The sequence below is a fragment of the Anaerolineales bacterium genome, from assembly GCA_030583885.1.
Taxonomy (GTDB): domain Bacteria; phylum Chloroflexota; class Anaerolineae; order Anaerolineales; family Villigracilaceae; genus Villigracilis.
Map to the genome: position 1 here is coordinate 4,313,168 of CP129480.1, position 24,057 is coordinate 4,337,224.

The window sequence follows — 24,057 nt, forward strand, 5'->3', positions numbered from 1 at the left end:
CAAAATCAGAACAAGGAGACTCTCATGTCAAAGCAATACAACAAATCCGTGTTCGTCGGTCACCTCGGCGGTGAACCGGAAATGCGTTACACCCCATCAGGCACAGCCGTGACAACCTTCAATGTCGCGACCAATGACCAGTACAACAATGAGAAGGGTGAGACCATCAAGATCACAACCTGGTTCCGTTGCACCGCCTGGGGCAAACTGGGCGAGGTCTGCAATCAGTACCTGAAAAAGGGCAGCAAGGTCCTGGTCGAAGGTCGTTTGACACCGGACAAAGCCACGGGTCGTCCACGCATCTGGGTTCGTCAGGATGGCACAGCGGCTGCGGATTATGAACTCAAAGTCTTGGAGATTCATTTCCTGGACAACAAGAACAATGAGCCTGCTGTCGCGCAAGCAGATACCGCTGAGGATGACATTCCGTACTAGCCCATCAAATCACAAGAGGCTGTCCTGTTGGGCAGCCTCTCGTTTTTTGGAGATCACTGAATGAACGCTGAACAACTTCGCTCACTTTCCCGCGTCCTCGATTATCTCGCGCAGGACGAAGGATCCCACTTTGAAAATGCTTCGCCTGACGAACGCACGAACCACATTTACCTGGATGTCCTGATCCTGCAGGACTATCTGGAACAGCAAAAAGGAGAACCCAACCCATGATCACAATTCAACAAGATCTGCTTCACTCGGCATTGAATGCCGTCACCCGCGCCAGCACGAAGAGCACCCTGATGGCAGCCTTTTCCCTCGTTCGATTGGATGTGCATACGGACGGCATCCTACACCTCTCCTGCTTCAACGGTGAGACCGCCGCGCGTTCCACTGTGAATGTGGATTGCAGTGAAGAACTATCCATCTGTGTGGACGCCGCCACCCTGAAAGCCGTAGTGGAGACTCTGGCGGGGCAGATCCGCCTGCATGTGGATGGGACTTCCCTGGTCATTCAACAGGGAAACTCCAATCGCACCAGTCTGCGCATTGTGGATGAACCCCTGCCGGTGATCGGTGAGGAAAGCATTCAAACGGTTGCCACGTTTTCGGGAACCATCTTCCGCAGTCTGATGCGTGCGCTACCCTTCGCCTCCACAGATGACTCACGTGCCGTCCTGCAAGTCGTTCACCTGATCCTCAACTCCGACACAGTGATGGCCAAGACCGCCGATGGATATTCAGCGGGTCTTGTGCTGGAGAGCATCGAAGGTCCTACGGAACCAACCTCCGTATCTCTCCCTTTGAGCAGTGCGCGTCTGTTATCTACGTTGGTGGATGATCGCGACACGGTGTGCATGTGTACATCCGGTGAGAACCGTTACATTTTCCAGATCACCAACCCCAATGACTCCAAAGATCTGACTCTGGCAACTGTCACTGCAGACGGCAACTTCCCGTCTGAGCAGATCAAGACCCTGATCGAGGATGCGCGAAAGAACGCTGTTGCCGTCCTTCAGATCCAGCAACCGAGCCTGATGCAATCCATTCGCATGGTCAATGCGATGGGGACCCAAAGCACTTTCATCAAGGCAATTAACGGCGTAGCCAAGATCGCGTCAGCGGAAACAGAGACCGGGCAAGGTCGCAACATTCTGGAAGGGACTGCCAGCGGTGAGGATGCCCAAGCCTGGTTGTCTGCCACCTTTTTGAAACGCGCGGTGGAAGCCTGCAAGGGTGAGCTGGTCATGCGTATCACGAATGGCACAAAGCCGATCCTGGTGGAAGCCGGCAGTTTCACGGCAGTCATCATGCCGATGATGGTGGAAGGTAGCAAAGATCCATTCCCCGAAGATGAAGCCATCGCCATCAGCCTGCCTGAAATGGCAATGGCATAACCGGAGAATCATTTCCACACAGACGGCATGGAGCCAATCGCTCCATGCCGTCTGTTATTTCCAAGGAGTCCCATGAACGACAACAATTCCCTGCTGCTTCAACCTCCACCCACCTACGAGCAACCCATCCTCAAGACCATGCCTTTGCGTGAACAGCCCGCCTACCGCATTACTCAAAATGCCAATGCCTGTAACATCACCGAACTCGTGGCGGCAGTGATCGGCGGGCAGAAACAGATCGAACTCTCGCAGGCGCTGCTGGCGCGTTTCGATGGCGATATCCGCCGTCTGTACCAGGCGCATCCCTCCGAACTCGCCAAAGTAAAAGGCATCCATCAGGCAACCGCCATCCGCATCAAGGCGGCGCTCAATCTGGGGTTGCGTTTGAGTATGCCGGGTGATGAACGAACGGCAATCAACTCACCAGCCGATGCTGCTGCACTGGTGCAGGCTGAAATGTCGCTGCTCGAAAAGGAACATTTAAGAACGATCCTGCTGGACCGCCGCAACCGCGTGCTGGAGATCGTGGAGGTGTATCAGGGATCAGTTAATTCCTCCCAGGTGCGGGTGGGCGAGGTCTTTCAAGCCGCAATCAGCCGCCATGCCTCCGCCTTGATTTTGATTCATAACCATCCCTCGGGTGCGCCAAGAAGCATGTAGGTAGAAAGTTCCAAGCGGAACCCTGCACGGAGTGTGCAGAGTGGCTAGAGGGACAGGGGCGAAGACCCGAAGCAGAATCGCTTCTGAAGCTCCCTCGACAATGTGGCAAGGGAAGCCCTACTCTTCCCGAGGCTGCTAGCCAGACTATCGCCACGGTTACGAAAAGAAATGGTTGTTTGAAGCGCCGCAGGTTGGAACACCCGCTTTACGTTAGGGCGAGGGTGTAGTCATCGGATTGTTCATCTCGCTAGGATGAACATAATCTCTGATGGATAGGAAGCCAGCACTCCAGAATAATCTGGTCTTCCCCGATGACGAGCGAGGCAACGAGCCGAGCAAGGCGTACAGACCAAACCTACCGCGATAGGAAGACGCTATCTACATGAACTTGGGAACCATGCGTAGTTCTCCCGCAAGGGAGTAGGTCAGCTTGCGACCACATGCCGCGCATGGGACGGAGCCTTCGTAGTAGTCAGAGGCAGGGAAAGCCTGCCACATGGCGAAGGAAGGCAGTTGAATTTACATAGGCTAATGCAAACTAAGACGGAGAAAGGACGTATGAGCCAATCCAAGATGTCCCAAAAGCAAACAAGCCTGGCACTGGCAGCACAGGAAAATCCACAACACCGCTTCACTAATCTATACAGTCTCATGCATTGGGACTACTGGATTCAATGTGCAGCCGCAGCCGTTCTGGCGCGACCGGGCAGCTCAACGGCAGGTATCGATGGCACAACACGGGATACCTTCAAGAAGAACTATGAGCAGGAAATGGAGATGCTCATGGAGTCTCTCAAGAAGAAAACCTACCAGCCTCAACCTGTCCGAAGAGTGTACATCCCGAAGGCGAACGGGAAACAAAGACCGCTGGGGATACCGGTTCTCAGAGACCGCATCGTGCAAGAAGCACTGAGAGCCATTCTCGACCCCATTTACGAAGCGGACTTCCAACCCTACTCCTTTGGATTTCGCAAAGGTCGTTGCACAATGGATGCCATTGCGGTCGTTATGTCACTGACGGGACCAACACAAAAGTATTACTACGCAATCGAGGGTGACATCAAGGGCTACTTCGATACGGTACATCATCGCAAGCTGCTCTCCATCCTCAAACAGCGCATCGCAGATAAAGACATCCTAGACCTAATCTGGAAGTTCCTCAAGGCTGGCGTCATGGAAGACGGACTCTTTGCACGCACGGAAACGGGCGTACCGCAGGGAGGTGTCATCTCTCCACTGCTCGCCAATGTCTATTTGAACGAGTTCGACAAGTGGGCAGAGGCAAAGTGGAATCTGTCTCCCTATGAGAAAGCCAAAAGACGACAAGCTGGAAAAGGCAATTACCGTCTCGTCCGCTACGCGGACGATTTTGTTGTGATGAGCAATGACGGCATCGCCGAAGTACAGCAAGCCAAAGAGGAAATCCGAGAGTATCTCAAGACCCAACTCCACCTCGAACTGTCCGAAGAAAAGACGCTGCTTACCCATGTCAACGACGGGTTCAACTTTCTGGGATTTCACATTCAGAGAGCCAACCCCGAAGGACGCTGGGTGGTGCATCTGAGACCGGCAGAAAAGAGCAAGGAGCGAGTCAAGAAGAAACTCAAAGACCTGACTTCCAGAGGCTGGACATGGATGGACGAATACAGCAGGCTGACCACCCTGAATGCAATTGTGAAGGGTTGGGCAGAGTATTACAAGTACACCAGCCTGCTCGCTGACATCGAAGACATCACCCGCCATACATGGTTCAGATACCTCGGCTGGCTCCTGAAGAAACACAAAGGCAGCCGGAAACATAATCTGATTACAACCAAGACCAAAGTCATTCACAACAGAACGCGCTGGACAGCCAGTATACGTGAAGGGGAGAAAATCCTCGAAGCGTACCAGTGGCTACCCTCCCCAAAGGAATTGCAGAGACGACGCTACTACCAAAAGGGAAAGGATGGGTTTCCTCATCCCTACCTGATGGAAGAAGAGTCAACTTTGCTGGATTATCCAATGGGAGAAACCGGGCCAGAGGAAGCCATTTACTTGGCGACCATCGGGGCAAGCAGCAATCGCGCCTCACGCAACGAGCCGCTTGAACTTGCGGAACTCAAATTGCGGGCAAAGATGCGGGATGACTTCAAGTGTGTACGCTGTGGCTCTTCCGAGAGTTTGCGCGTGCATCACAAGAAGGGTACGAAATCCCACAGCCTCGATAACCTCGAAACTCTGTGCCTGAAATGCCACAAGGCTGAACACGGCTACCGCCAGACAGCAAATTAATTCAATGGAAAGCCGGATGAGGCGAAAGTCTCAAGTCCGGTTTGGAGAGAGGGGTGGGGAAAACCACACGGAGCAATCTGTGAATGGCGTCCCTGCCCCTACTCTACGTGACCCCACGCCTTCGCCGGATGATGTGGCGGTGACACGCGCCATCGTGCAGGCCGGCAAATTACTTGACATCGACCTCCTGGATCATCTCGTGATCGGTCAAGGCAAATGGGTCAGCCTCAAGGAACGCGGGTTGGGCTTCAACTAGGAGGCAGGATGAAACAACTGACACTCAATCTCACCTTTGCTGTTGCACCCGCTGTAAAAAGCATCCTCACGAACACCACTTGGTTGAATGCGGGTTGGGCAACCGCCTGCCTCGGTTTCACCAAGAAGGTGGAGATCAGCCAGTCCCTGAGCGATGCCTTGATGCCCATCCATGCCGATGACGAGGATGACCACGACCAGCAACTCTATGATGCTCTCTGGATGGCGCATCACCATCTAGCGCTGGATCAGCGTCCGTCCTTCTCCTTCACGTTCGACTTCCTGCGCGATGACAAGATCAGCGGTCGTTTCATCGAGACCAGCCTGCGCCTGCATGTCGAGGAAAAGGAGCAATTGATTTTGCTGGGACTGATCCAGGATTTTTAGGAGGGAACATGCCATTCTATCTCGGCAAGCGTGAAGAGGATGATCTGATCCTGTTTCACTCTGCCATGCCACCCACAAAACAGACTCACGGACATTTGTACAAGGCTGTGATCGGACCCTTCAAAAGCAAAGTCGGGGCAGGTTACTTCGCACGCTATGGAAGAAAAAATCCAGACATCCGCACAGCCGCTGACGCCGAACGCCTGGCACGCGCCGACCCACGCATGGAACAGCTCATCGTCGAGGAAAACATGACGACTGAAGAACTCACCATTGCGTTGGAATGCGATGCGCAGGATCAAGCTGAATATTCACCAAACCCCACTCTGCCGGTTTTCAACCGGCAGGAAATTTTTAAAACACAAGGAGCAATCCCATGCCTAATTGGAATGAAAACGAACTGACCATCACTGGTCCCGATGTCAACAAGGTGCTCGAAACCATCCGTTCCCAATCCGGGGAGGATGAAGATGTCCGCATCCTGGACTTCAACACGATCATCCCTTATCCACAGATCTATCGCGATATGGATAAACGCGCGGAACAGTATCGGGAAAAATTAAATGCCATCGCAAACGATGACCCGCAACGCAAACAAAAACTCGAAGCGCTCGGCGCGGAATATGGTGTGGAACCCGGCGCACCGTGGATCAAGGATGGCTACAACTCAGGCGGCTACGAATGGTGCTGCGATTTTTGGCAGACAAAGTGGAATGCCTGTCATGTCCATCTCACCACACGCGCCGACTCCTCCAAACCTCTCCGCAAGACATCCAAGTGTGCCTACTGCCAGACGGTTCATAAGACCGAGACGATGGTCGTCCTGACTTGCCAGCAATGTGGCAGTCCATTGCCGGATGCCGAACCCATCCAGGCTTTCCTGGAATTCGATACCGCCTGGAGTCCGCCCATCCCCGTGGTCGAAAGGCTTGCCTCGATGTTTCCCGATCACACCTTCGAGTTGAAATACTTCGAAGGTGGCATGGGCTTCAGCGGACATGCCCGCTGGTCCGAGGGCATCGAGGAATTCCATCACCAGTACGACTACGACGGCCCGCGCGGCGGATAAATCCAATTCACAACTACAAGGAGCAAAGCATGTCCCACCATTCTGAACATCAAAAGATGAAACCCGTACTCGACCTGGCGCGCAAACTCGACATCGCCACCAATCCTCATTCTGCCGCGATCTTCGAAGCAGGCAGCGGCGGCTTCCAGGTCTGGTGTACACCCAAGGATCATCCCAAAGGCTGGGATGGCATCGTGATGAATCCCGGCGTGTTTTCCAAGCCCTGCGAGTATGTCGGCAGTGTGAATTGGAAATGGGAGGAGGATGCCATTGTCGGTCTGGAGATCGAGACCTCCGCCTACGCCCTGGCAGATCAGAAGCCGGATGAGTATTGCAACCTGACCGACATCCCCCGTGATTTCCACCGCCGCACGATCTTCAATCGCGACGCCGATATTGAGTGGCTCAAGGAAAAGATCACCTGGCTGTTTGGAGAAGCCGGTGTGTCCTTACCGCCATTCGAATACAAACAGGCGGCGCTCTCCGAGATCGGACCGTATATTCTGGCACACTACACCTCCGACTCCGATGAATATGTGGTGATCGTTTCTCCGGAACTCGACCCGCAGGAATTCTGCAAGCCCGGCTATGAAGTCGCGCGCACGCTCCCGATCTGGAAGGCAGGCGATTTCCCGGCGGATGTCATTCTGCGTCCCGATCACGAGTACCAGGAGGCGGACATCGAACCGGATGAAGGTCCACTCGTTGAACAATACGAGAACGCCTCCCGCCTTGGGGATGACGGTTGGCTGGAAGCCGCAATGGAAGACAGCATCAGTGGCTGGGACGAATAGATCAATAGACATTTGGAGGGCGACCACGTCGCCCTCCAATCTTTTTATGGAGAAACCAAAATGACCACACTCTTTCAAGAAACCATCGAACACCTGTTGAAGTCCCACAACCTGCTGGGTGATTTCCAAAACAAGGACTCCTTCCATGTGCGCTTTGAGAAGACCGGCTACCAGCCTTTGGTAATCGAACGCCACGGTGAGATGATCAGCGTCGCGCATTACTTCGAGCAGAACGGCGACCTGATCGCCGACCCGGATGTGGAATTGCATTATCCCTCCTGGGTGCCGACCGGCATCACCCAAGCCTTCTTTGGGTATCGCTCGAAGTTCATCGAGCGCGATGGAAAGACTTATGTGGATACCCGCTTCCACAAGCAGGTCTCCTCCTTCCTAAGCATGTGGGCGCGCAATATCAAGGCACAAGGCTGGGCGGAGGGAGGCAAGGTATCCCATGACTAACATCCGCTTCGTATACATGTACCGCGATGCCAGCAATTACAAGCAGCATGGCGAAGTCATCCTCCCGAATGAAACACAACGGACCGTTGAGGAGGTTGATACACAAATACGTTCCCTTCTCTCCGATGGATTGTTCTTCATCGCCCGGCAGGTGCAGATCGAGGAACGCTTCTTCGCTGTCGTGAGCGAGGACGATCATCCCTGGCATGAGTATGTCTCGGTGGAGGCGACTGCCGATCCCACCTTTGATCCTGTCCCTGAGCAAAAACGCAACATTAGCAACTTCCTGAAGGAACTGGAACAGGCACATCATACCGGCTGGGATGAAACGCGGGTGCGTGATGATCTCATTCAGCAGATCGAAAAGGAAAGGCAGGAGCTAAAGCGCTGGCTCGATACACGAGGGGACGGGACACCATGATGCCGACCAAACCGGACCTGGTCATCCTGCCCTTCAAGGCAACTCTGCCGGAGGCAGCGCTTCCGCTGACTCTGGAGCAAACCCTGTCCCTGTTGCGGAGCGGTGTACACGTCCAGATCGAGCGCAGTCAACCTGGCGCGCCGGATGCCATCGGCTGGACGATCTTCCGCCGTACATCTAGGAAGTATCTGTACGAGAACGAACCCCTCTTCCGCTTCGAACGCGGCGCACGCCGCTACATCCGCAAAGCTTATGCCATTCACTACTCGCAGCTTGGTGATGACGGCATGACGTATTCCCATCTACACCTGTAAAGGAGAACCATGTACGACTACATGATCGAAGAAATGGCGGATGCGATTGCCATCGAACTGCATATTGACAATAACGATGTGCTGCGTGTCCTGCACCGTTACTGGCAGGACAAGATCGCCCATGTCTGGCGGGCGGATCACATCGTTCAGTGTGCCTTCAACATGGGCAAGCCGATCCTGATGGAACATGCGATTGGATTACTCGATGAAGTGTTCCAGTTTCACGACTCGGACGAGGGCATTCGCTGGAACATGATGGAGGATGTGCTTCGCGATTATCGGCTGGATTTCAACAGGCTGTCTGTGGAACAACACGATGAGGTGCGGGGCGTCTTCAAGGTTTGGCGACAGGGAAACATTATTGCTCACCAGATCGGCTTGTTCCCTGACGAAACTATAGGCAACCTGACCAAAGCTATCGCTCTTGCCAAAACGCTGGCAATGGAGACGCCTGATGTACCAATCATGCTTGGTTGTGAAGCCTGGCATACCCATGCGGTGGAGCCGTGGCTTACGGTTACTCAAACCGATGAAGCTCTGCTCATCGAACAAAAGGAGTCAACATGCACGCCGTAAGACCGAATCAGCAGGTTTGCATCCTGACTATTCAGATCGCGGTCGCTGCCGATGCCGACCCAGACTCGGTCGCCGATGAAATGTCCGCACTGCTATCCGAGAACGGCATCTGTTCGGATGACAGCCACATCCTGGATTGGCGTTATCTCACCGAATACCAGCCTACGGTCACAGCCGGTGACGACCCCGAGGAAGGGGAAGTCTTCGGGCTGTTGGACTTCCATCTCACCATCACTACCCCGGAGGAATAATGTTCGCATGGACCGAACCGTATGAAGATGAATACATCAAGGAACGGATTGAAGATTTGAGAACCGCTCAAAGAGAGACAGCCGCGAATGGCAAGATCCTCGTTTCCTCCTATGAGCAGTTCTGGCTGCCCGCGTTGAACGATCTGCCTGATGTGGAGTTTCAGGGCAGGGATCGGTATACCGCGCCGTATGGAAAATTCGAGTCGGTTCCCAATGTCCCGTTTCATGGGGCGTTGTGGTTTACCCCGTCTCCCGGTGCTGATCTGCCGCCTGTCTTGAAGAACATCAAGGAGTGGCTGCCGGGGAGCGCAACCGTGGATATGAACGCACGCACCGTTCGCATTCAGGTGGAGGAGATCGAGATCACCTTCACTGCCATCAACGTGGGCTTGAACGCGCATGAACTGTTACGGGACATCAACCAGGAATTGGTACGGGTCAATGCCGGCGTGTACATCTATCGCATCGAACCGGTGGAGGATGTCGCTCCCGTTCAGCACCTTTACCCGGAAGGGCGCATTCCCGCCCTGACCAATGCCCATACGCGCGCTGATGTCACCGGCTTTGCGGTGATGCAGGATCGACCTTATCAGCACACACTGGTGTATGTCGGGATCGCCGCTCACAAGACCAGCGTGGAGAGTCTCTGGGCGTCGCTGATCCGTGGCAAGGGCGGTTGTTCCATGCGCGGCACTTCAGTGCTGGCAGACGGCGAAGTAAAGATGCTGACCCATCCCTTGCCGGAGTTCAACGTCCTGCACGCCGGGATACTCTGCCGCAAGGCCTTGCCCGGCAAGTGGGAGGCAAAGGACGATGCTGCCTATGCCCTGGTTTTTGAAGATGGGAATGTTGAAGCGCAATTGCAGGCGCTGGCATTGAAACGCCTGCAGGAGACGCTTGCCTTTCCCATCCCGGATGCGTGGGCAAAGGCGCTCTGGGAGTATGCACTGGATGCGGAATACATCCAGCGGCTGGTCACGGGCGGGGATTGCCGTGGGGGAGTCAGGCTCGATCTGTCCAAACCCTGGCAGGACCTGGTGCAGAACCTGCTGGAGCAGGAAGTCTTGAAGATATAGGAGGCAACCCATGTTACGTTCCATTCCCGCAGAGGAGATCTTCGATATGAACAAAGCCTTGAATTCGAACGACCCCCTGGCATACTGGCTGGCGCAAATGCGTAAAGCCGACTGGCAGCATATGTTGAAATTCGTGGATGTGAAAATTCCAGCGAAGACAAGGAAACAACTTATGGCAGAAGCCGCACTCCAGCGCTTCGAGTTCACCATCTGTGATGGACGTGGAGAAGTCTGGCAATTGTGGACCGATCTCCGCAAAGAACATCGCACGCTGGTGATCCAGTTCCGTCATTCGGAGTCGGACTGGTCTCGCGGATTGCCAGAGTTCGTTGACCTGGAGAAGAATGAACCGCTCGGCTTTGTGAACATCGCCGGGCGGTTGTTCTGTAAGGCGAAGTAAGAAAACAAAAATCAACCTGATCCCCCATGCCATTCGGTGTGGGGGATTTTATTTTCAAAAGGAGATTTGATATGCGTCCTCCCGCAATAGAAAAGTGCGGTTTCTATGAAACATCCCAAACCGTTGCTCAACTACTCACAAAATATTTCAAGCCTGCCGAGTCCGGCAGGCTGCTCGATCCTTGTGCCGGTGAAGGTACAGCAGCTTCCATTCTGGCAAAAGCATTTAACTGCCAGAGTTGGGGCGCGGAACTTTCCCCAGCCCGTGCCGCACTCGCTGCTGAAAAAATGGACCGCCTGTTCAATACACCCTGGAGTTCCTGCCATCTGACGAGTGAGTCCATCACGCTGTTGTTCCTCAATCCGCCCTATAGCCATGATCGTCTGGGTGACCAGAAACGCCTGGAATTGGAGTTTCTGAAATCCACCACACCCAAACTGATTCGCGGTGGGGTCTTAATCTACATCGTCCCGCATCCGTTGCTTCGTGATCTGGATGTGGCTTCCCACCTGGCTGGGTATTACGAGAACATCCGCATATACCGTTACCCTGACACCGGATTCAATCAGGTCATTGTGTTGGCGACCAAGCGGGTGAAATACAAGATCCCATCTCATGAGGAAGTCCATCAGGTGCAGGCTTGGGCAGATGTCGAACCGCCCATGTTGGTGGAAGTGGATGAACCGTTGTATGAACTACTTCCTGCAATTGACAAAGGATCAGGTGGACAACCCATCCGCTTCTCCCGCCTGGATTGGCAGCCGGAAGAGATCGTGGATGCCACTCAGAAACGCGGATTGCATTCTTCAAAGGAATGGTTGGACCTGCTCAATCTTTCGCGCGGCTTGGGTGAATTGAAGCAACCGGTCATGCCGCTCAAGAAGGGACACATTGCGATGCTGATGGCATCCGGGATGATGGGAACGTTGCGGTTGACCGATGAAGATGGCAAGCCAATGTTGGTAAAGGGACGGGTGGTGAAGGTTACAGAGAAGGTCGAAGAAAACACAGATAAGAAAGGACATGTGACCTCTGAAATCTTCCGCGACCGTTTCGTTTCCACAGTTGCCATCCTGCGCCAAAGCGGGATCGAGATCATTGATACCGTTGATCCGCTTTCCAAGTTCATGCATAAGTATGGGGATCAGATTGGCGCGCATATCCTGTCCGCGTACCGGCCTTTGTACAACTTCGATCCAACATCGGAAGAAACTGCTGTATTGGATACCCTTGGAACGAAGCGCAAGCCGTTGCCCGGACAGGAGAAGGCAGGGCTGTTGCCGGCACAACGGCATGCGGCAACAGCAATCGCTCGATCAATACGCAAGAATGGTGTGGGGAATATTCAAGGCGAAATGGGACTAGGAAAGACTCTTCTTGGCACAGCAACTCTCGAATTACTCAATGCCTACCCAGCCATCGTGCTCTGCCCGCCGCATCTTGTTCCAAAGTGGATTCGGGAAATCGAAGAAACAATTCCTGGCTCGAAGGCGATGGAAATCACCCGCATCGGTCGTAACGCAAATGATCCCGGCGATGTGAATGATGTACGCAGGTTCCTGCAACTTTACAAGAATGGAGAGCTTGGCAAAAAGCCCGTTGCCGTGATTGCCCATACCTCTGCGAAATATGGCGCGGGCTGGGAGCATGCTGTGATACGCAAGAAGTTTGTGGATGATGAAGATGGACGGGTATTTGAAGCTCTCTGCTGCCCGACTTGTGGTTCACCGATACAGATCGATCTACCGGGTGGCTTCGTCAAGGTTTCAACCACGTTTGATGACTTAGGCGATAAACGACGTTTTTGCGAGGCGGAAATTTCGGGCTATGAACTGGATGATCATAAACGTCTAGTGCGCGATGAGCATGGCAACCCTGTATGGGGTAAGCGAAAATGTGGAACGCCGCTCTTCCAATTCACAGGTCACCGTTGGGCAATTGCCGATTACATCGCCAAACATGCCAAGGGTGAATTCAAGTTATTGATCGCCGATGAACTGCACCAGTTCGCTGCGAAAGCCAGTGACCGGGGGGTTGCCTTCCATCAACTTGTTGAAGCCACAAAATATGCATTGACCCTGACTGGTACCTTCTTTGGAGGAAAGAGTACTTCCATCTTCTGGTTGCTCCATCGCTTGAACGCCGGCGTTCGCAAGGATTTTGCCTTCAATGATGAAAAACGCTGGGCGCGGTTATATGGTGTGTTGGAGATGACCCGCAAAAGCAAACGCGCCGAAGAAGATGTGGATGAAGATGGTTTTACAGGCAATCGACGGTATCAAAATCAGGCAAAGGAAAAGCCTGGCATTTCGCCTGCCATTGTAAACCGCCTGTTGGACACCACGATATTTCTCTCCCTGAAGGATCTTGGGCTGGCGATGCCACATTATGCCGAGGAGGTAGTGACGTTGGAGATGACCGACGAACAGAGCAGCCAATATCGTGTGATGGCAAAGAAATTGTATGACCTTGCCATCAAGAACAGGCGCTATCTCTCGACCTGGCTGCAGTGGACTCTGGCGCGCCCAAACTCTGCCTTCCGCGATGAGGTGGTTGAAGTGGATGAGGTCAATCAGAAAGGAGAAGTTGTACGCAGGAAACAATTGATGGAACTGCCGGCAGTCGTAAGCCATGAATCCATGCCCAAGGAGTCCTGGCTGGTGGATTTCTGTCGTACTGAACGTCAGCAAGGGCGTAAGGTGTTGATCTACCTGCGCCAGACAGGAACACGCGATATTCAGGATCGCATTTTGAAAGTCCTACGAGAAGGCGGGGTGCGTGCGGAAGTATTAACCAGTGGTGTCAACCCACGCAAACGAGAGGAATGGATTGCCAAGCGCGTGGTTGGTCTGGATGCGCTGGTGGTCAATCCACGATTGGTGGAGACGGGTCTCGACTTGATCGCCTTCTCATCAGTAGTCTTTGGAGAGATCGAGTATTCACTCGTGCGCCGCATGATGGCATGAATGATTGTACGTGACGTACCACAGGTTGAGGAAAGAACCTGTGAGGTCATCCGGTTAACCGAAAAGGGAAACCCGAACGGGAAAATAGCACGCCGGAAAAGGGATGAACTGGGAAACCGTTTACCAGATGTGTCGTCCCAAGACCTGAATGATATGGGCAAAACTAAACTGTTTGAAGTCCAGTGGTAAGTTGGAGACTATTCCTCCCTTGACACAACGGTTGAGGTCAAGCCCCGACAGCAGCATCTTGTAGAAGCTGAGAGTTGCGAAGTCCTCCTGTCGGGAACGATGGTCAGTGAGACCTATCAAACCACGAAAAGACACCCTACGTCATTCTGATAACGTCATTCATGACTGTACTGCGGGATCGCCTGCGGGGCGCGAGCCCTATGGCGACGGAAACTCCATAGTAGTCGGTGGTGTAACGACCACCCAGGGAGGTCGGGAAAGCCGACCGCAGGGCGAAGGGAGTTAGGAACTATCGCTTGTAAAAAGAAAATGGAGGTATGCGCAATGCAGAAAGCCGAACAAATTCTACAAGCAGTGCAAAAGATGGGTGAAAAACGTATTCCCCTGACGCGGGTCTATCGAAGTCTGTTCAGTGAGGACTTGTTTCTCGCTGCCTATGACAAGATAGCCCGCAATCGTGGCGCTTTGACTTCGGGAAGCGATAGCGAGACAGTGGATGGAATGAGCCGTGAAAGAATACAGCGCATTATCGTACAACTGCGTTGTGAACAGTTCAACTTTCGTCCTGCCAGACGCATTCAAATCCCCAAGAAAAGCGGAGGGACACGCCCGCTTGGTATTCCGAACTTCACGGACAAACTGGTGCAGGAAGTTCTGCGGATGGTGCTGGAAGCCTACTATGAACCCCGATTTCGGGACAGTTCACATGGCTTTCGCCCCGGACGCGGATGTCATACGGCACTGGCAAATCTGCAATACAAGTTCAAAGGCGCGGCATGGTTCATCGAAGGCGACATTCGCGGATGTTTCGATAACATCGACCATGAAGTCCTGATGGCAATTCTCGCAAGAGACATTCAGGATGGAAGATTACTCAACCTCCTGCGGATGGGACTGAAGGCAGGCTATTTGGAAAACTGGCAGTACAACCGCACGTACAGCGGTACTCCACAGGGCGGTATTCTCAGCCCGCTGCTGGCAAACATCTACCTGCACGAACTGGATGCTTACATCGAAGATGTGCTTATCCCGCAGTACACACGCGGGAAGAAACGCGCTGACAATCGCGAGTACGGTAACTTAGCGTATGCCATCAAGTGTGCGCGAAATGCAGGCGATCAAAAGCGGGTTCAGGAACTTGAACTCCAACGCCGCAAACTCCCGTCTCAGGATGTGCATGACCCGAACTTCCGAAGGCTGAAATACATTCGTTATGCAGATGACTTCATTCTCAGTTTCATTGGGACGAAGTCCGAAGCAGAGGAAATAAAATCAGCCATCAGCGTGTTCTTGAAAGAAAAGCTGCATCTTGAAATGAGCGCATCCAAAACCCTCATCACACACTCGCGCACCGAACACGCGCGATTTCTCGGGTACGACATCAGCGTGTACCACGCAGACGACAAAATCTCACCCCGAAGCGGGACACTCACCAAAACCCGAAGTGTAAACGGATGTATCAGGTTGGGCATCCCTTATGGCAAGGTTGACGAGCTGGCAAAACGCTATATGCGCGGCAGAAAGCCCATTCACGAAGCTGGATTACTGGCGTTCTCGGACGCTCAAATCATCGATGTCTACCAGCAGCGTTTTCGTGGTGTGGCTGAGTACTATAAATTCGCTACCGACAGGAAGGCGTTACGCAAGCTCAAGTACGTCATGGAAGTTTCATTGACAAAGACACTGGCAAACAAATTCAAGTCCACTGTTGCCCGTATGTACCAAAGATACGGCGGAAAACGCACCGTGCAAGGATTTACCTACAAGGTTCTGGTTGTGGAAGTGCCAACCAAAAACGGAACACGGTATATCTACTGGGGCGGTATTTCCTTGAAAGTAGTCAAGCCCGGCACAGAAATTCTTGACGACAACAATGGACGGCGAAATGTTGCATTCAGTTCACGTACTGACCTTGTTCAAAGGCTGCAAGCCAACGAATGTGAAATCTGCGGCTCACAGGAAAATTGTGAAGTGCATCATGTTCGGAAACTGGCTGACCTGAAAAGCCGTTGGCGCGGACGGAAGGAGAAACCCACCTGGGTGACGACGATGATTGCGATGCAAAGAAAAACGCTGGTGGTGTGTGCGAAGTGCCATGTAGCAATACATACAGGGAAACCGTTACCCGCTCGAAGCACTTAAGTTCTGGAGAGCCGGATGATACGAAAGTATCAAGTCCGGTTCGGAGAGGGGTCTGTGGAAAAGTGTCCGCAAGGATAACTCGCCACATTCCTACTCTACTATACGTTATGGCAGGCTGTGCGCAGGGTGTGGCGGCTTGGACAAACCAAACCGGTGAAGGCAATCTTCTCGGTCTACGGCGAAGCGATGGAGGCAAGAGCACTGGCATTGATGGGCCAGAAAATGAAGGCAGCGCAACTCCTTTATGGGGACGAGGTCGGGGGCGCTATCGTTCCGGAAGAAGACGGCGACATCCTCATGAAGTTGGCACGTGAAGCCTTGGAGTCGGCTGATCTTCCAGATCTGCAATCGCTGTTTGCCGATGAAGTAGTGGTTTCCAATTCGCCAATGGGTTGCCCGACAGTTCCAAGTGCGCCGTTACCCGTTCCAGAAATACCTAAGACGGTTTCCTGGTCTGACTGGATGACCAACAAAGGTGTGGTGGGGAGGGCGGCAAGTCGAGTGCGTTCCAGGCAGGTGACACAAAATCAAGTGTCCCTTTTCTAAGCCCTGCATTCTACAGTCGCAATAAGATATGGAGAATGCAGGGAAACGACAGCAGTCCGGGTGGGCAGCCCGGACTGCGCTATCCTATGATGGAGGTCAAGATGGAAAAACAACCAAGATGCAAAAAATGTGGTCGGCGGTTGAAATCTCCCCTGAGCATTGCTATCGGCATGGGTCCCAAGTGTGCAGGGATTAGGTCCACATCTGGGAGAAGTGTTCGCGTCCAGAGCAAACCAAGTTCTCGCACAGCTTATCCTGATAAGACGCTAGTCCAGGTGCAGTCACCCTTCTTCACGGGTGAACTGCCAAAGAAGGGATTGAGCAAGAGAGAGTTGTTCCGCAGACGCAGAGAGGAACGCCGACGCTTGTTCGAGACCAGATTGCCATTCCAATGCGGATTGGTGATGCCGGCGAGGAAGCCGCTGGTATACACACCACTGGAAGATGGCTCATGGCGGGAAGACTATAGTGGAAGGGTGATCTCGCATGAAAGGTTGCAACAATACTTGGTGAGGTATAGGTTTATATAGACAGTTTGCCCCTGATTTGTTGAAAATCAGGGGTTTTTTGTTTTAACGTGCAGCCGGTAAATGGGGAAAAATATGATGCCTAATGAAAGTGACGCAACGGGGTATAGTGTTTTGGATGGTGTATATAGCTCAAGAAATAAATATTGTCAGAATAGTTCGACAAAGAAAGACGATGCGCACCAATACACTACCGAAACCTCCCTGTAAAAAGATTTAACAAGCCATCGATTGGAGATTGATTACTATTGTTATGATTTGCCTACAGTCTAGGAAATCACATTTTTCCGAGTCCACTCTTCATAGAGTTGAGCAGCCAGTGGGATATGAGATTTCATATATAAATAATCCTCACATTTTTTTGAAACAGACTCGCGTCCCCAATTTGCGTTACGTTGATCACTTAGATGTGCCCCACACCACTTGATAGCTGCCGTTTGCGCGGTTTCATTCTGAATTTGACTTAGGGCACACATCGCAAGATAATCAATCGGAGTTCCCTGTTCAGAGGGGAAAGCTTCATATTTTTCTGTTTCATCGCTTTCAAGTTTTTTTATTAGCGACTGGACGGCAGCTGATGAACCGATGCTGCCAAGAGCGGAGACAGCTTTAGAAACGATAAAAACATTGTCAGAATAGAGCTTGCCAATCAACACAGGTACTGCTTCTGTCGATTTGATTGCACCCAACGCCTGGATCACTGCCATTTGTATTTCGTCATTTGCATTTGTCAGCAACGCGATAAACATATCATTTGCTTCGCTACACTGGATTTCCGCTAACGCGTTTATCATCACGATCTTGAAATGCTTGTTAGACGAGTTGGTAAATGCATCCAATAGAGACTTTTTCGTAGAACTGTTCTCTCTATGCTGCCTCAGTAAGGAATAAAATCTGAAAGGTGCATCGCCCCAGTTTGGTGTGCGCAGTGGTTTGGCGTTTTGATGCGAGAATTTGCGCACGCCATAACGAAATAGATTTATCAGTACAGGAACGATAGCTGGACCTGCAATCTGTGCATGCGACCAGAGTGTTTTACCGTCATCATGATCATGCTGAAAAAGCAGGGTGTCTCGCCACAGGGCATTGATCGTAGGTTCGCGGAATTGGAAAGCTGCTACCATCATGGCTATCAGCCTAATATCCCGATCGTTAACTTTCAAGAGGGACATCAATATGGGCAAGGCACGTTGATCTCCAATTTCACCAAGTGCCAATATGATATAGCGTTTCGAAGTTTGTGCGGTATCTAATTTCTTGATTAGAAGCTCGACCGCATTAGTGCCAAATTCCGCAATAATCTTTACCAGATCGAGATTCACATTTTCAACATAGTTCTTTTCAATTGTTTCAAGTATCTCATCTATGCAAGATGGATCATCGCGGAGTTCGCGAAGGAGTTTGGCAGAATCCGCACTGCGTTCCTCACCTCCAGAATGGACATCCAGCATATTGGCGATAAGCCGGTTGTATGTGGCGAACCTGATCTCCTCCGATATATTGTCAATACCGCTTACGATGCATTGTGCTGCAAGGTATGGATCAACAAGAATCAATTTCTCAATATAAACAGACGGGTTTGGAATTAGACCACACAAGGTTGTGGAGATGGAATCCTTGCCGGGGTCCAGCCGATTCCAGTAGCTGGAGTGCCAACCAGTTTTTGATCCTTCGATGATCGTATCCACCGGATATCTCGAATTGTTCAATGCTGCAAAATAGTCAGACCAGACACCTGGTGTGAAACGGAATGCCTTGCCGTCACGCTTGATAATGTGTGCTTGTTCTGCTAGCCGCAGGACAGACTCTGCCCGGTTTCGGCGAATTTTCAGGAGCTTTTCAATCCTGTTGGATATCCAGTAAGGTGTGCTTATAATGTAATAAAGAATAGTAATTGGCAGGAGAACGAACCAGCGCAAGAAACTTGGAACTCTTTGTGCGCGATCAGATACATCAGCAAGTCGCGAGTAAAGCTTTAATTGAGACTTTCCCCACCAACCCAACGGTTTACCCCACATGGTTTTTGTTCCCAAGATATCCAGCATTTCGGAGTAAGCAGCTTCCTCGCCATGTATTTCGCGATAAAAGGATTGAGCGGGATATTCCTTTGACGGGTAATGGCTGCTCGCAAGCTGGGCAAATGCGAATTGGATCTGTTGCAAGTCAATCCAATTCTTATTTCCTAGTTTCTCCTGTGTCCACTGCACATTGATCAGTTTCTCTAATAGAGTTCCAATATTGCGAGGCAGTTGATCATTAGATTTCTCAAACACCTCGATAAGACCGTCGAACGAGAAGGGATCAGATACCAATTCGTTAAGCGAACTGGCATTTCTTCGATTAGAATGAATCTGTTCCCAGAATCGCAAACAACGTTCGTTTCCCAGCATCTCCCTCGCAAATTCATTCGCTTGTTCGCTTTCCAGACGAACGAGCGATTTGCGCATTTCCTTTCTCGCTAACTCTTTTTGACTTGGGCCTGGAGGATCAGGAAATAGCAGTTCGCTGACATATTTTCCTGCATCCAGGGCACCTCGAAGTGCAGTGAATAGACCAAGCACATAAAGAAAAATCGCCAAAATATGATTTGAGCCTTCGGGTAGGAATGCTATGTAATACCGATTAATACCCCAGATGATGAAGGTGGTAACAACAATGAGCAGGAGGATGTTGCGAAGCCGCTTTGACATGGTCAATTTCCTATCTGACTTTTGATGCAGATATCTTGTTTTCCTTACTGGCATCTATAAGTATTATGTTGGGGGCACTTTTGATTCGTAGTTTTCTCAAAATATCGTAGACTTTACTTTTCTCTTTTTCGTTGAAATAGAGAATGACCTTTATAGCATTCTTCGTATTATTTGCTCTTTTATAAATCTCTACCTGGTTTTTGAGATTAGCCTCAAGTTTGGTATTCCTTGCAAGTTTAAATTCCACGACAGTCGTATCTTTGCTGCCTTTAGAAACTTTATAGTCAACAGGTCCGCGTCCGTTATTTACTTCGCGATTTACATCCAAATCAGTGGCGAACCAGGTCAATCTGTATAAGATTTGCAGATCGTTTTCGTTCTCAATCGGTTTGCCTTCGTGATACAAATATTTGTAACCATCCTTGTTCTCAATCACATCTTTCAGGAATTTGACTCTTTGCAGTGACTCTTCGTAGGTTCTGCCCTTACTATTGTAAAAACCTGACTTTTTCAGCAGGTCTTCAGAAAGCGCTTGTATTTGCTGGATGTATTGAAACTCTGCTTCCTTCACTTTATAAGTGCTACTAGTATTTGCGCTGTCTCCGTTTTGCTCTTTATATCGAATATAGTAATCTAATAGCTGAGGAAAGTTGTTAACAGTCTGAAGTTTTGCCTTATTGATATCTTTTTTTGTTGGATCTTCTGGGAGCAAGGACTTGAAATAATTATCGATTTGTGCTCGGAGCTGGGCATTAGGGATAGCTTCTGGTATATCCTCAAAGTCGTCAAATAGATCCTCCTTGTTTATCCACAGATCATGACGGGTTAATAGATTCTTAGGTGTCAGAATCACATAATCATTATTTATGTAGGGCAGGGTGAATGTTCTTCGCTCCCATGATTCTGTGTTGTAATTGAAGACTACTTTGTTGACTGCAATCCTTTTTTTATACTTTCGTGGAAGGTATTTAACTGCAAACTCTTGTGTATATTGCAGGAGAAAGTTCTTAATAAGGTTCGTGGTGAAGTCACTAATTTTGTCGCGCCCAACTCCTCCCTTGATGAGACATAATTTTTCAAGATGACTTCCCTTGGTGATCTTCTCGTTTCCAAAACCTGAAAATATCTTGTTTAGGTTGGCGTGTAATGAATAAGCAAAGTCATCTCTTAACCCGGCCCCCTTATTACCCGAAACTGAAAAACCGAGCCAATTTTGCTTTACTTCAGGGAAAAAATACCATGCTTGCAACAATCCGTCATCCAAGTTGATGTCTGTTGATTTGTCACGTAGAAATCTCACATACTTAATGATCTGATTATGAAGCTCTTTATACTTAGGCTTTCGACTGTGAAAAAGCAGGAAGGGATCTATGAACAGGGGTAAATCATTAATAAGCGATATGTTGAAAGCACCATATTTTTCCAGCACTTTAGGCGAAATTTCGAAATAATCAGAAAAATAGATTTTCATTTCATTCCCTGCTGCAATTTCCTGTGTTTCATGAAGTATATGATAGACCTGTTCTCTGCATCTAGTATTCTCTGAGGTATGCGTGCCTTACCAATAGATTGCCACGAACTCAGAATCGATGAAACGATCCAGGGAAGTTGTATCAGCCGCGGCACTTTGGGTAGACGGAAACGGCGTACTATTGCCAGTTATATCGATCCCGGCATCTGCTAGTGCAGCCTGTCGAAATTTCGCAAATAGAAGTGAATCCTGGTTAAAGTGAAAATTGCTGGCTAGATACGCAGAGATGGCTTTGAATGCTTGAAGTCTTACTTCCTGATTGCCGAATGAACTAGAATGCTGATCTGCCAGCAGCCTGATTTCATCCTTGTGCTTTGTCGTGAGTTTAATTTGAAAGTGTTCGGCTATTAAGTCAGCATATTTGACCAATGCATTATGCATCAGTTGCTGTTTTGATCTAGCCGCCGGTTCTGTCTGATTCGAAGCATTGGTAGTAGCAAGCGCAAATATTCCTGCTATATCGACCTGCTTCGAAAACCCGGGAATGACAGACTCAAGGATATGTGCCAACTTAACTGGAGTCCAAGTAGTCTGTAGCCCAGTCTGACCCATCCTGCAAAGAATACGGTAACGTGCATTAGAAAATAGAATCCGCCTAATATCTTTCCAGAAAAGGGCTTGCTCTGCGACTCCCACCACGAAAACCGGGTGGGTAAGAGGCTGATCTTGAGAGGGTAAATCCCGTAGGAGGAGGCGGTTTATGATCCACTCCTTATCATCAAGTTCTATTACACAATAATCAACAACCTTGCCGCGAATTGGGACAAGTCCAGCCAGAAGTTTCTCCAGAATACGACCGACAGATTTCATTTGAACGAGCTCGCCAGCCACATCTAATCCGAACAGGTCAGCATTTTCTTCCAGGATTTCCAAAATGGTAGAAGTAAAAGTACTTGCACGGAATATAGGATCTGCATCCAACTCGACTTCCAACTCAAACAATTTTCCCCGTGAAAGGTTTAATGGATCAATCACCCAATAGCCGTCGGCAGATGTTTGGACAGTCGCAAGTAACTCATCCATATTATGGATCTTCGGATGCTCAAGATCTCCTGGTATAGGTCGGATACTAAGCGACTCTAGTTCACTTTCATACAGTTGCTTAAATGTCGCTTGGACAATGGATTTCCGAACTACTTGAGTTCCACTGGTCTGATTATTCATGATCCGCGAATTCAATTCAGCCTTTGCAACTCCAACCCCTGCGCCCACCGAACTCCCAACCTCGCTTTGCCATGAAGAAGTATCAGTATCTGTAAATTGTTCTGCAATAGGACCGAGTGTGGAAGCAACTAGACTATAAACACTTACCTCATCGAGGTAGACAAATTCCCTCAGGCTGCCCTTTTCAATATTGAGCTTATCCTTCTTTCTCCATTGACGAATCCGAGCCGGAATGCGCTTAAGGAAGTTCATTTTGAATTGCCTTTCGTTGAAAGTTTAGCGGTTCGGCGCCTTTGTGCTGCTACTAACTCGAAGCCTCCAATGTAGTCCTCAGGCAGAATGATAGACCTGTCGTCCGCTGCAGCCAACAAGCCCGCCTCGGTCCATATCGCGGCTAAATCTGCTGCCGACCACCCTTCGGTTTTCTGTGCTACCCATGCGTGTGGAAGATTATCTGAAATATTGAATCGTTTGGTCGCAACCTGAAGAATCAACTCGCGATCAAGACGATTTGGAAGCGGAAAATTGATCTCCCAATCAAACCTGCCTGGACGACGTAAAGCGACATCAATATCTTGCGGTCTGTTGGATGTTGCAATCACAACAATGTTGTTTTTTGTAAATCCATCCATAAGGGTTAGAAGCTGGGCGACCACGCGACGTGAAGCCTCATGCGATTCGTCAGCACGCTGACCAGCAACACTGTCAATTTCATCGAAAAAGATAATTGCCTGTTCCTGTTGTTCTGCATCTTCAAATATCTTGCGGAGTAGCTCCTCGCTTTGTCCATACCACTTGCTGAATATCTCAGGACCACTAATTTCATAAAATGCTGACTGCGTGCTGTTCGCAATAATTCTTGCTAACATCGTTTTCCCAGTGCCGGGTTGCCCAGTAAACAGAACGCCTTTAATTGGGCGCGTTCCAATAGTTGTCAGGGCAGCCTTATGCTTAAGTGGTACTTCTATAAGCTTCCGTGCCCGTTCAACTACATCATGGAGTCCACCAAAATCATCGAACGTGACTTTGATTGCTTCCTTTTCCAGCCTGAATTTTGAAACAACCGCGTCGTCGATAGCAGGTAACTCAATATACTTAATGGGCTCTTTTGACAGAACACGCATGACGCCAGTTGAGATCATCGCCTCAACAGTGTTCCCTTCACTACAAACTGTTTGGCTTGTGGGAATCTTAATCCACCGACCGCCGGCATCAACAATAGTGATGTCTGGTAATCTCAAACGAACAACGCCAACAAATGACTGATCTGGCCAAAGACTATCTGGAGCAGAGTCAATAAAGTTCGTGTTGATGCCGACAAAAACAATGGACCCAACTGCATACTCAAATGGTTCTTCATTAACCACAGTAGTAAAAGTTCCGTTTGGAAATTCCAGATACAGGCGACATCCACTGTCATCTATTGCACGAATCTTCGCTATATTGCTTACTGGGTTGGCTTGCTCGAAATTACTCATATAAAGTACCTGTAGTTGTCCAGCCCTATGGAAATAATAGGATCAGAGACGTACTT

24 protein-coding genes are annotated in these 24,057 nt (G+C 50.3%); 20 read left to right on the forward strand and 4 right to left on the reverse strand.

What is annotated here, in order from left to right:
* The first annotated feature begins 24 nt into the window (after window positions 1-24).
* The 20 genes from ssb (at window position 25) to QY332_21740 (ending at window position 16,611) form a co-directional block, all read left to right on the forward strand.
* Window positions 25-435, forward strand: a complete 411-nt coding sequence (ssb, locus tag QY332_21645) for a single-stranded DNA-binding protein (GenBank protein ID WKZ36215.1) — start codon at window positions 25-27, stop codon at window positions 433-435.
* Window positions 436-495: 60 nt separating this feature from the next.
* A complete protein-coding gene (locus QY332_21650; protein ID WKZ36216.1) occupies window positions 496-666 on the forward strand; it encodes a hypothetical protein in 171 nt (56 codons plus the stop codon).
* Window positions 663-1,832 (forward strand): hypothetical protein, encoded by a 1,170-nt coding sequence (locus QY332_21655; GenBank protein ID WKZ36217.1) that lies wholly within the window; start codon window positions 663-665, stop codon window positions 1,830-1,832. Before QY332_21650 ends, QY332_21655 begins: the two co-directional genes overlap by 4 nt.
* A gap of 72 nt (window positions 1,833-1,904) precedes the next feature.
* Window positions 1,905-2,492 carry a JAB domain-containing protein gene (locus tag QY332_21660; GenBank protein ID WKZ36218.1) on the forward strand — a complete coding sequence of 196 codons (588 nt, stop codon included), beginning with the start codon at window positions 1,905-1,907 and terminating at the stop codon, window positions 2,490-2,492.
* 558 nt (window positions 2,493-3,050) lie between these two features.
* The gene (gene ltrA / locus QY332_21665; GenBank protein ID WKZ36219.1) at window positions 3,051-4,766 is read left to right on the forward strand and encodes a group II intron reverse transcriptase/maturase; all 1,716 of its coding nucleotides are present in this window, start codon (window positions 3,051-3,053) and stop codon (window positions 4,764-4,766) included.
* Window positions 4,767-4,845: 79 nt separating this feature from the next.
* Window positions 4,846-5,022, forward strand: a complete 177-nt coding sequence (locus QY332_21670; protein WKZ36220.1) for a JAB domain-containing protein — start codon at window positions 4,846-4,848, stop codon at window positions 5,020-5,022.
* A gap of 8 nt (window positions 5,023-5,030) precedes the next feature.
* A complete protein-coding gene (locus QY332_21675) occupies window positions 5,031-5,408 on the forward strand; it encodes a hypothetical protein (protein WKZ36221.1) in 378 nt (125 codons plus the stop codon).
* 8 nt (window positions 5,409-5,416) lie between these two features.
* Window positions 5,417-5,812, forward strand: coding sequence for a hypothetical protein (locus QY332_21680; GenBank protein ID WKZ36222.1), 396 nt, complete (start codon window positions 5,417-5,419; stop codon window positions 5,810-5,812).
* Window positions 5,785-6,477, forward strand: a complete 693-nt coding sequence (locus tag QY332_21685) for a hypothetical protein (protein ID WKZ36223.1) — start codon at window positions 5,785-5,787, stop codon at window positions 6,475-6,477. The genes QY332_21680 and QY332_21685 overlap by 28 nt, the downstream gene beginning before the upstream one ends.
* 29 nt (window positions 6,478-6,506) lie before the next feature.
* Window positions 6,507-7,271: a hypothetical protein gene (locus QY332_21690; protein ID WKZ36224.1), complete on the forward strand. Its 765-nt coding sequence runs from the start codon at window positions 6,507-6,509 to the stop codon at window positions 7,269-7,271.
* 60 nt (window positions 7,272-7,331) lie between these two features.
* On the forward strand, window positions 7,332-7,730 hold the full coding sequence (locus tag QY332_21695) for a hypothetical protein (protein ID WKZ36225.1): 399 nt from the start codon (window positions 7,332-7,334) through the stop codon (window positions 7,728-7,730).
* Window positions 7,723-8,151, forward strand: coding sequence for a hypothetical protein (locus QY332_21700; protein ID WKZ36226.1), 429 nt, complete (start codon window positions 7,723-7,725; stop codon window positions 8,149-8,151). The genes QY332_21695 and QY332_21700 overlap by 8 nt, the downstream gene beginning before the upstream one ends.
* Entirely contained in the window at window positions 8,148-8,465 is a 318-nt protein-coding gene (locus tag QY332_21705; GenBank protein WKZ36227.1) for a hypothetical protein, read from the forward strand. Before QY332_21700 ends, QY332_21705 begins: the two co-directional genes overlap by 4 nt.
* 9 nt (window positions 8,466-8,474) lie before the next feature.
* Window positions 8,475-9,041, forward strand: coding sequence for a hypothetical protein (locus QY332_21710; GenBank protein ID WKZ36228.1), 567 nt, complete (start codon window positions 8,475-8,477; stop codon window positions 9,039-9,041).
* A complete protein-coding gene (locus QY332_21715) occupies window positions 9,029-9,292 on the forward strand; it encodes a hypothetical protein (GenBank protein ID WKZ36229.1) in 264 nt (87 codons plus the stop codon). Before QY332_21710 ends, QY332_21715 begins: the two co-directional genes overlap by 13 nt.
* The gene (locus tag QY332_21720) at window positions 9,292-10,368 is read left to right on the forward strand and encodes a hypothetical protein (GenBank protein ID WKZ36230.1); all 1,077 of its coding nucleotides are present in this window, start codon (window positions 9,292-9,294) and stop codon (window positions 10,366-10,368) included. The genes QY332_21715 and QY332_21720 overlap by 1 nt, the downstream gene beginning before the upstream one ends.
* A gap of 10 nt (window positions 10,369-10,378) precedes the next feature.
* On the forward strand, window positions 10,379-10,768 hold the full coding sequence (locus tag QY332_21725) for a hypothetical protein (protein ID WKZ36231.1): 390 nt from the start codon (window positions 10,379-10,381) through the stop codon (window positions 10,766-10,768).
* 71 nt (window positions 10,769-10,839) lie between these two features.
* Window positions 10,840-13,734 (forward strand): DUF6094 domain-containing protein, encoded by a 2,895-nt coding sequence (locus QY332_21730; protein ID WKZ36232.1) that lies wholly within the window; start codon window positions 10,840-10,842, stop codon window positions 13,732-13,734.
* 513 nt (window positions 13,735-14,247) lie between these two features.
* A complete protein-coding gene (locus tag QY332_21735) occupies window positions 14,248-16,065 on the forward strand; it encodes a reverse transcriptase domain-containing protein (GenBank protein WKZ36233.1) in 1,818 nt (605 codons plus the stop codon).
* 153 nt (window positions 16,066-16,218) lie between these two features.
* A complete protein-coding gene (locus QY332_21740; protein WKZ36234.1) occupies window positions 16,219-16,611 on the forward strand; it encodes a hypothetical protein in 393 nt (130 codons plus the stop codon).
* A gap of 796 nt (window positions 16,612-17,407) precedes the next feature.
* Here the strand turns inward: QY332_21740 and QY332_21745 are convergent.
* The 4 genes from QY332_21745 to QY332_21760 all read right to left on the reverse strand — a co-directional run bounded on the left by QY332_21745 (window position 17,408) and on the right by QY332_21760 (window position 24,001).
* Window positions 17,408-19,828 carry a HEAT repeat domain-containing protein gene (locus tag QY332_21745; protein ID WKZ36235.1) on the reverse strand — a complete coding sequence of 807 codons (2,421 nt, stop codon included), beginning with the start codon at window positions 19,826-19,828 and terminating at the stop codon, window positions 17,408-17,410.
* Between the two features lie 10 nt (window positions 19,829-19,838).
* Window positions 19,839-21,299 carry a hypothetical protein gene (locus QY332_21750; GenBank protein ID WKZ36236.1) on the reverse strand — a complete coding sequence of 487 codons (1,461 nt, stop codon included), beginning with the start codon at window positions 21,297-21,299 and terminating at the stop codon, window positions 19,839-19,841.
* A gap of 87 nt (window positions 21,300-21,386) precedes the next feature.
* Window positions 21,387-22,775 carry a hypothetical protein gene (locus tag QY332_21755; protein WKZ36237.1) on the reverse strand — a complete coding sequence of 463 codons (1,389 nt, stop codon included), beginning with the start codon at window positions 22,773-22,775 and terminating at the stop codon, window positions 21,387-21,389.
* The gene (locus QY332_21760; protein WKZ36238.1) at window positions 22,772-24,001 is read right to left on the reverse strand and encodes an AAA family ATPase; all 1,230 of its coding nucleotides are present in this window, start codon (window positions 23,999-24,001) and stop codon (window positions 22,772-22,774) included. Before QY332_21760 ends, QY332_21755 begins: the two co-directional genes overlap by 4 nt.
* Between the last annotated feature and the right edge of the window lie 56 nt (window positions 24,002-24,057).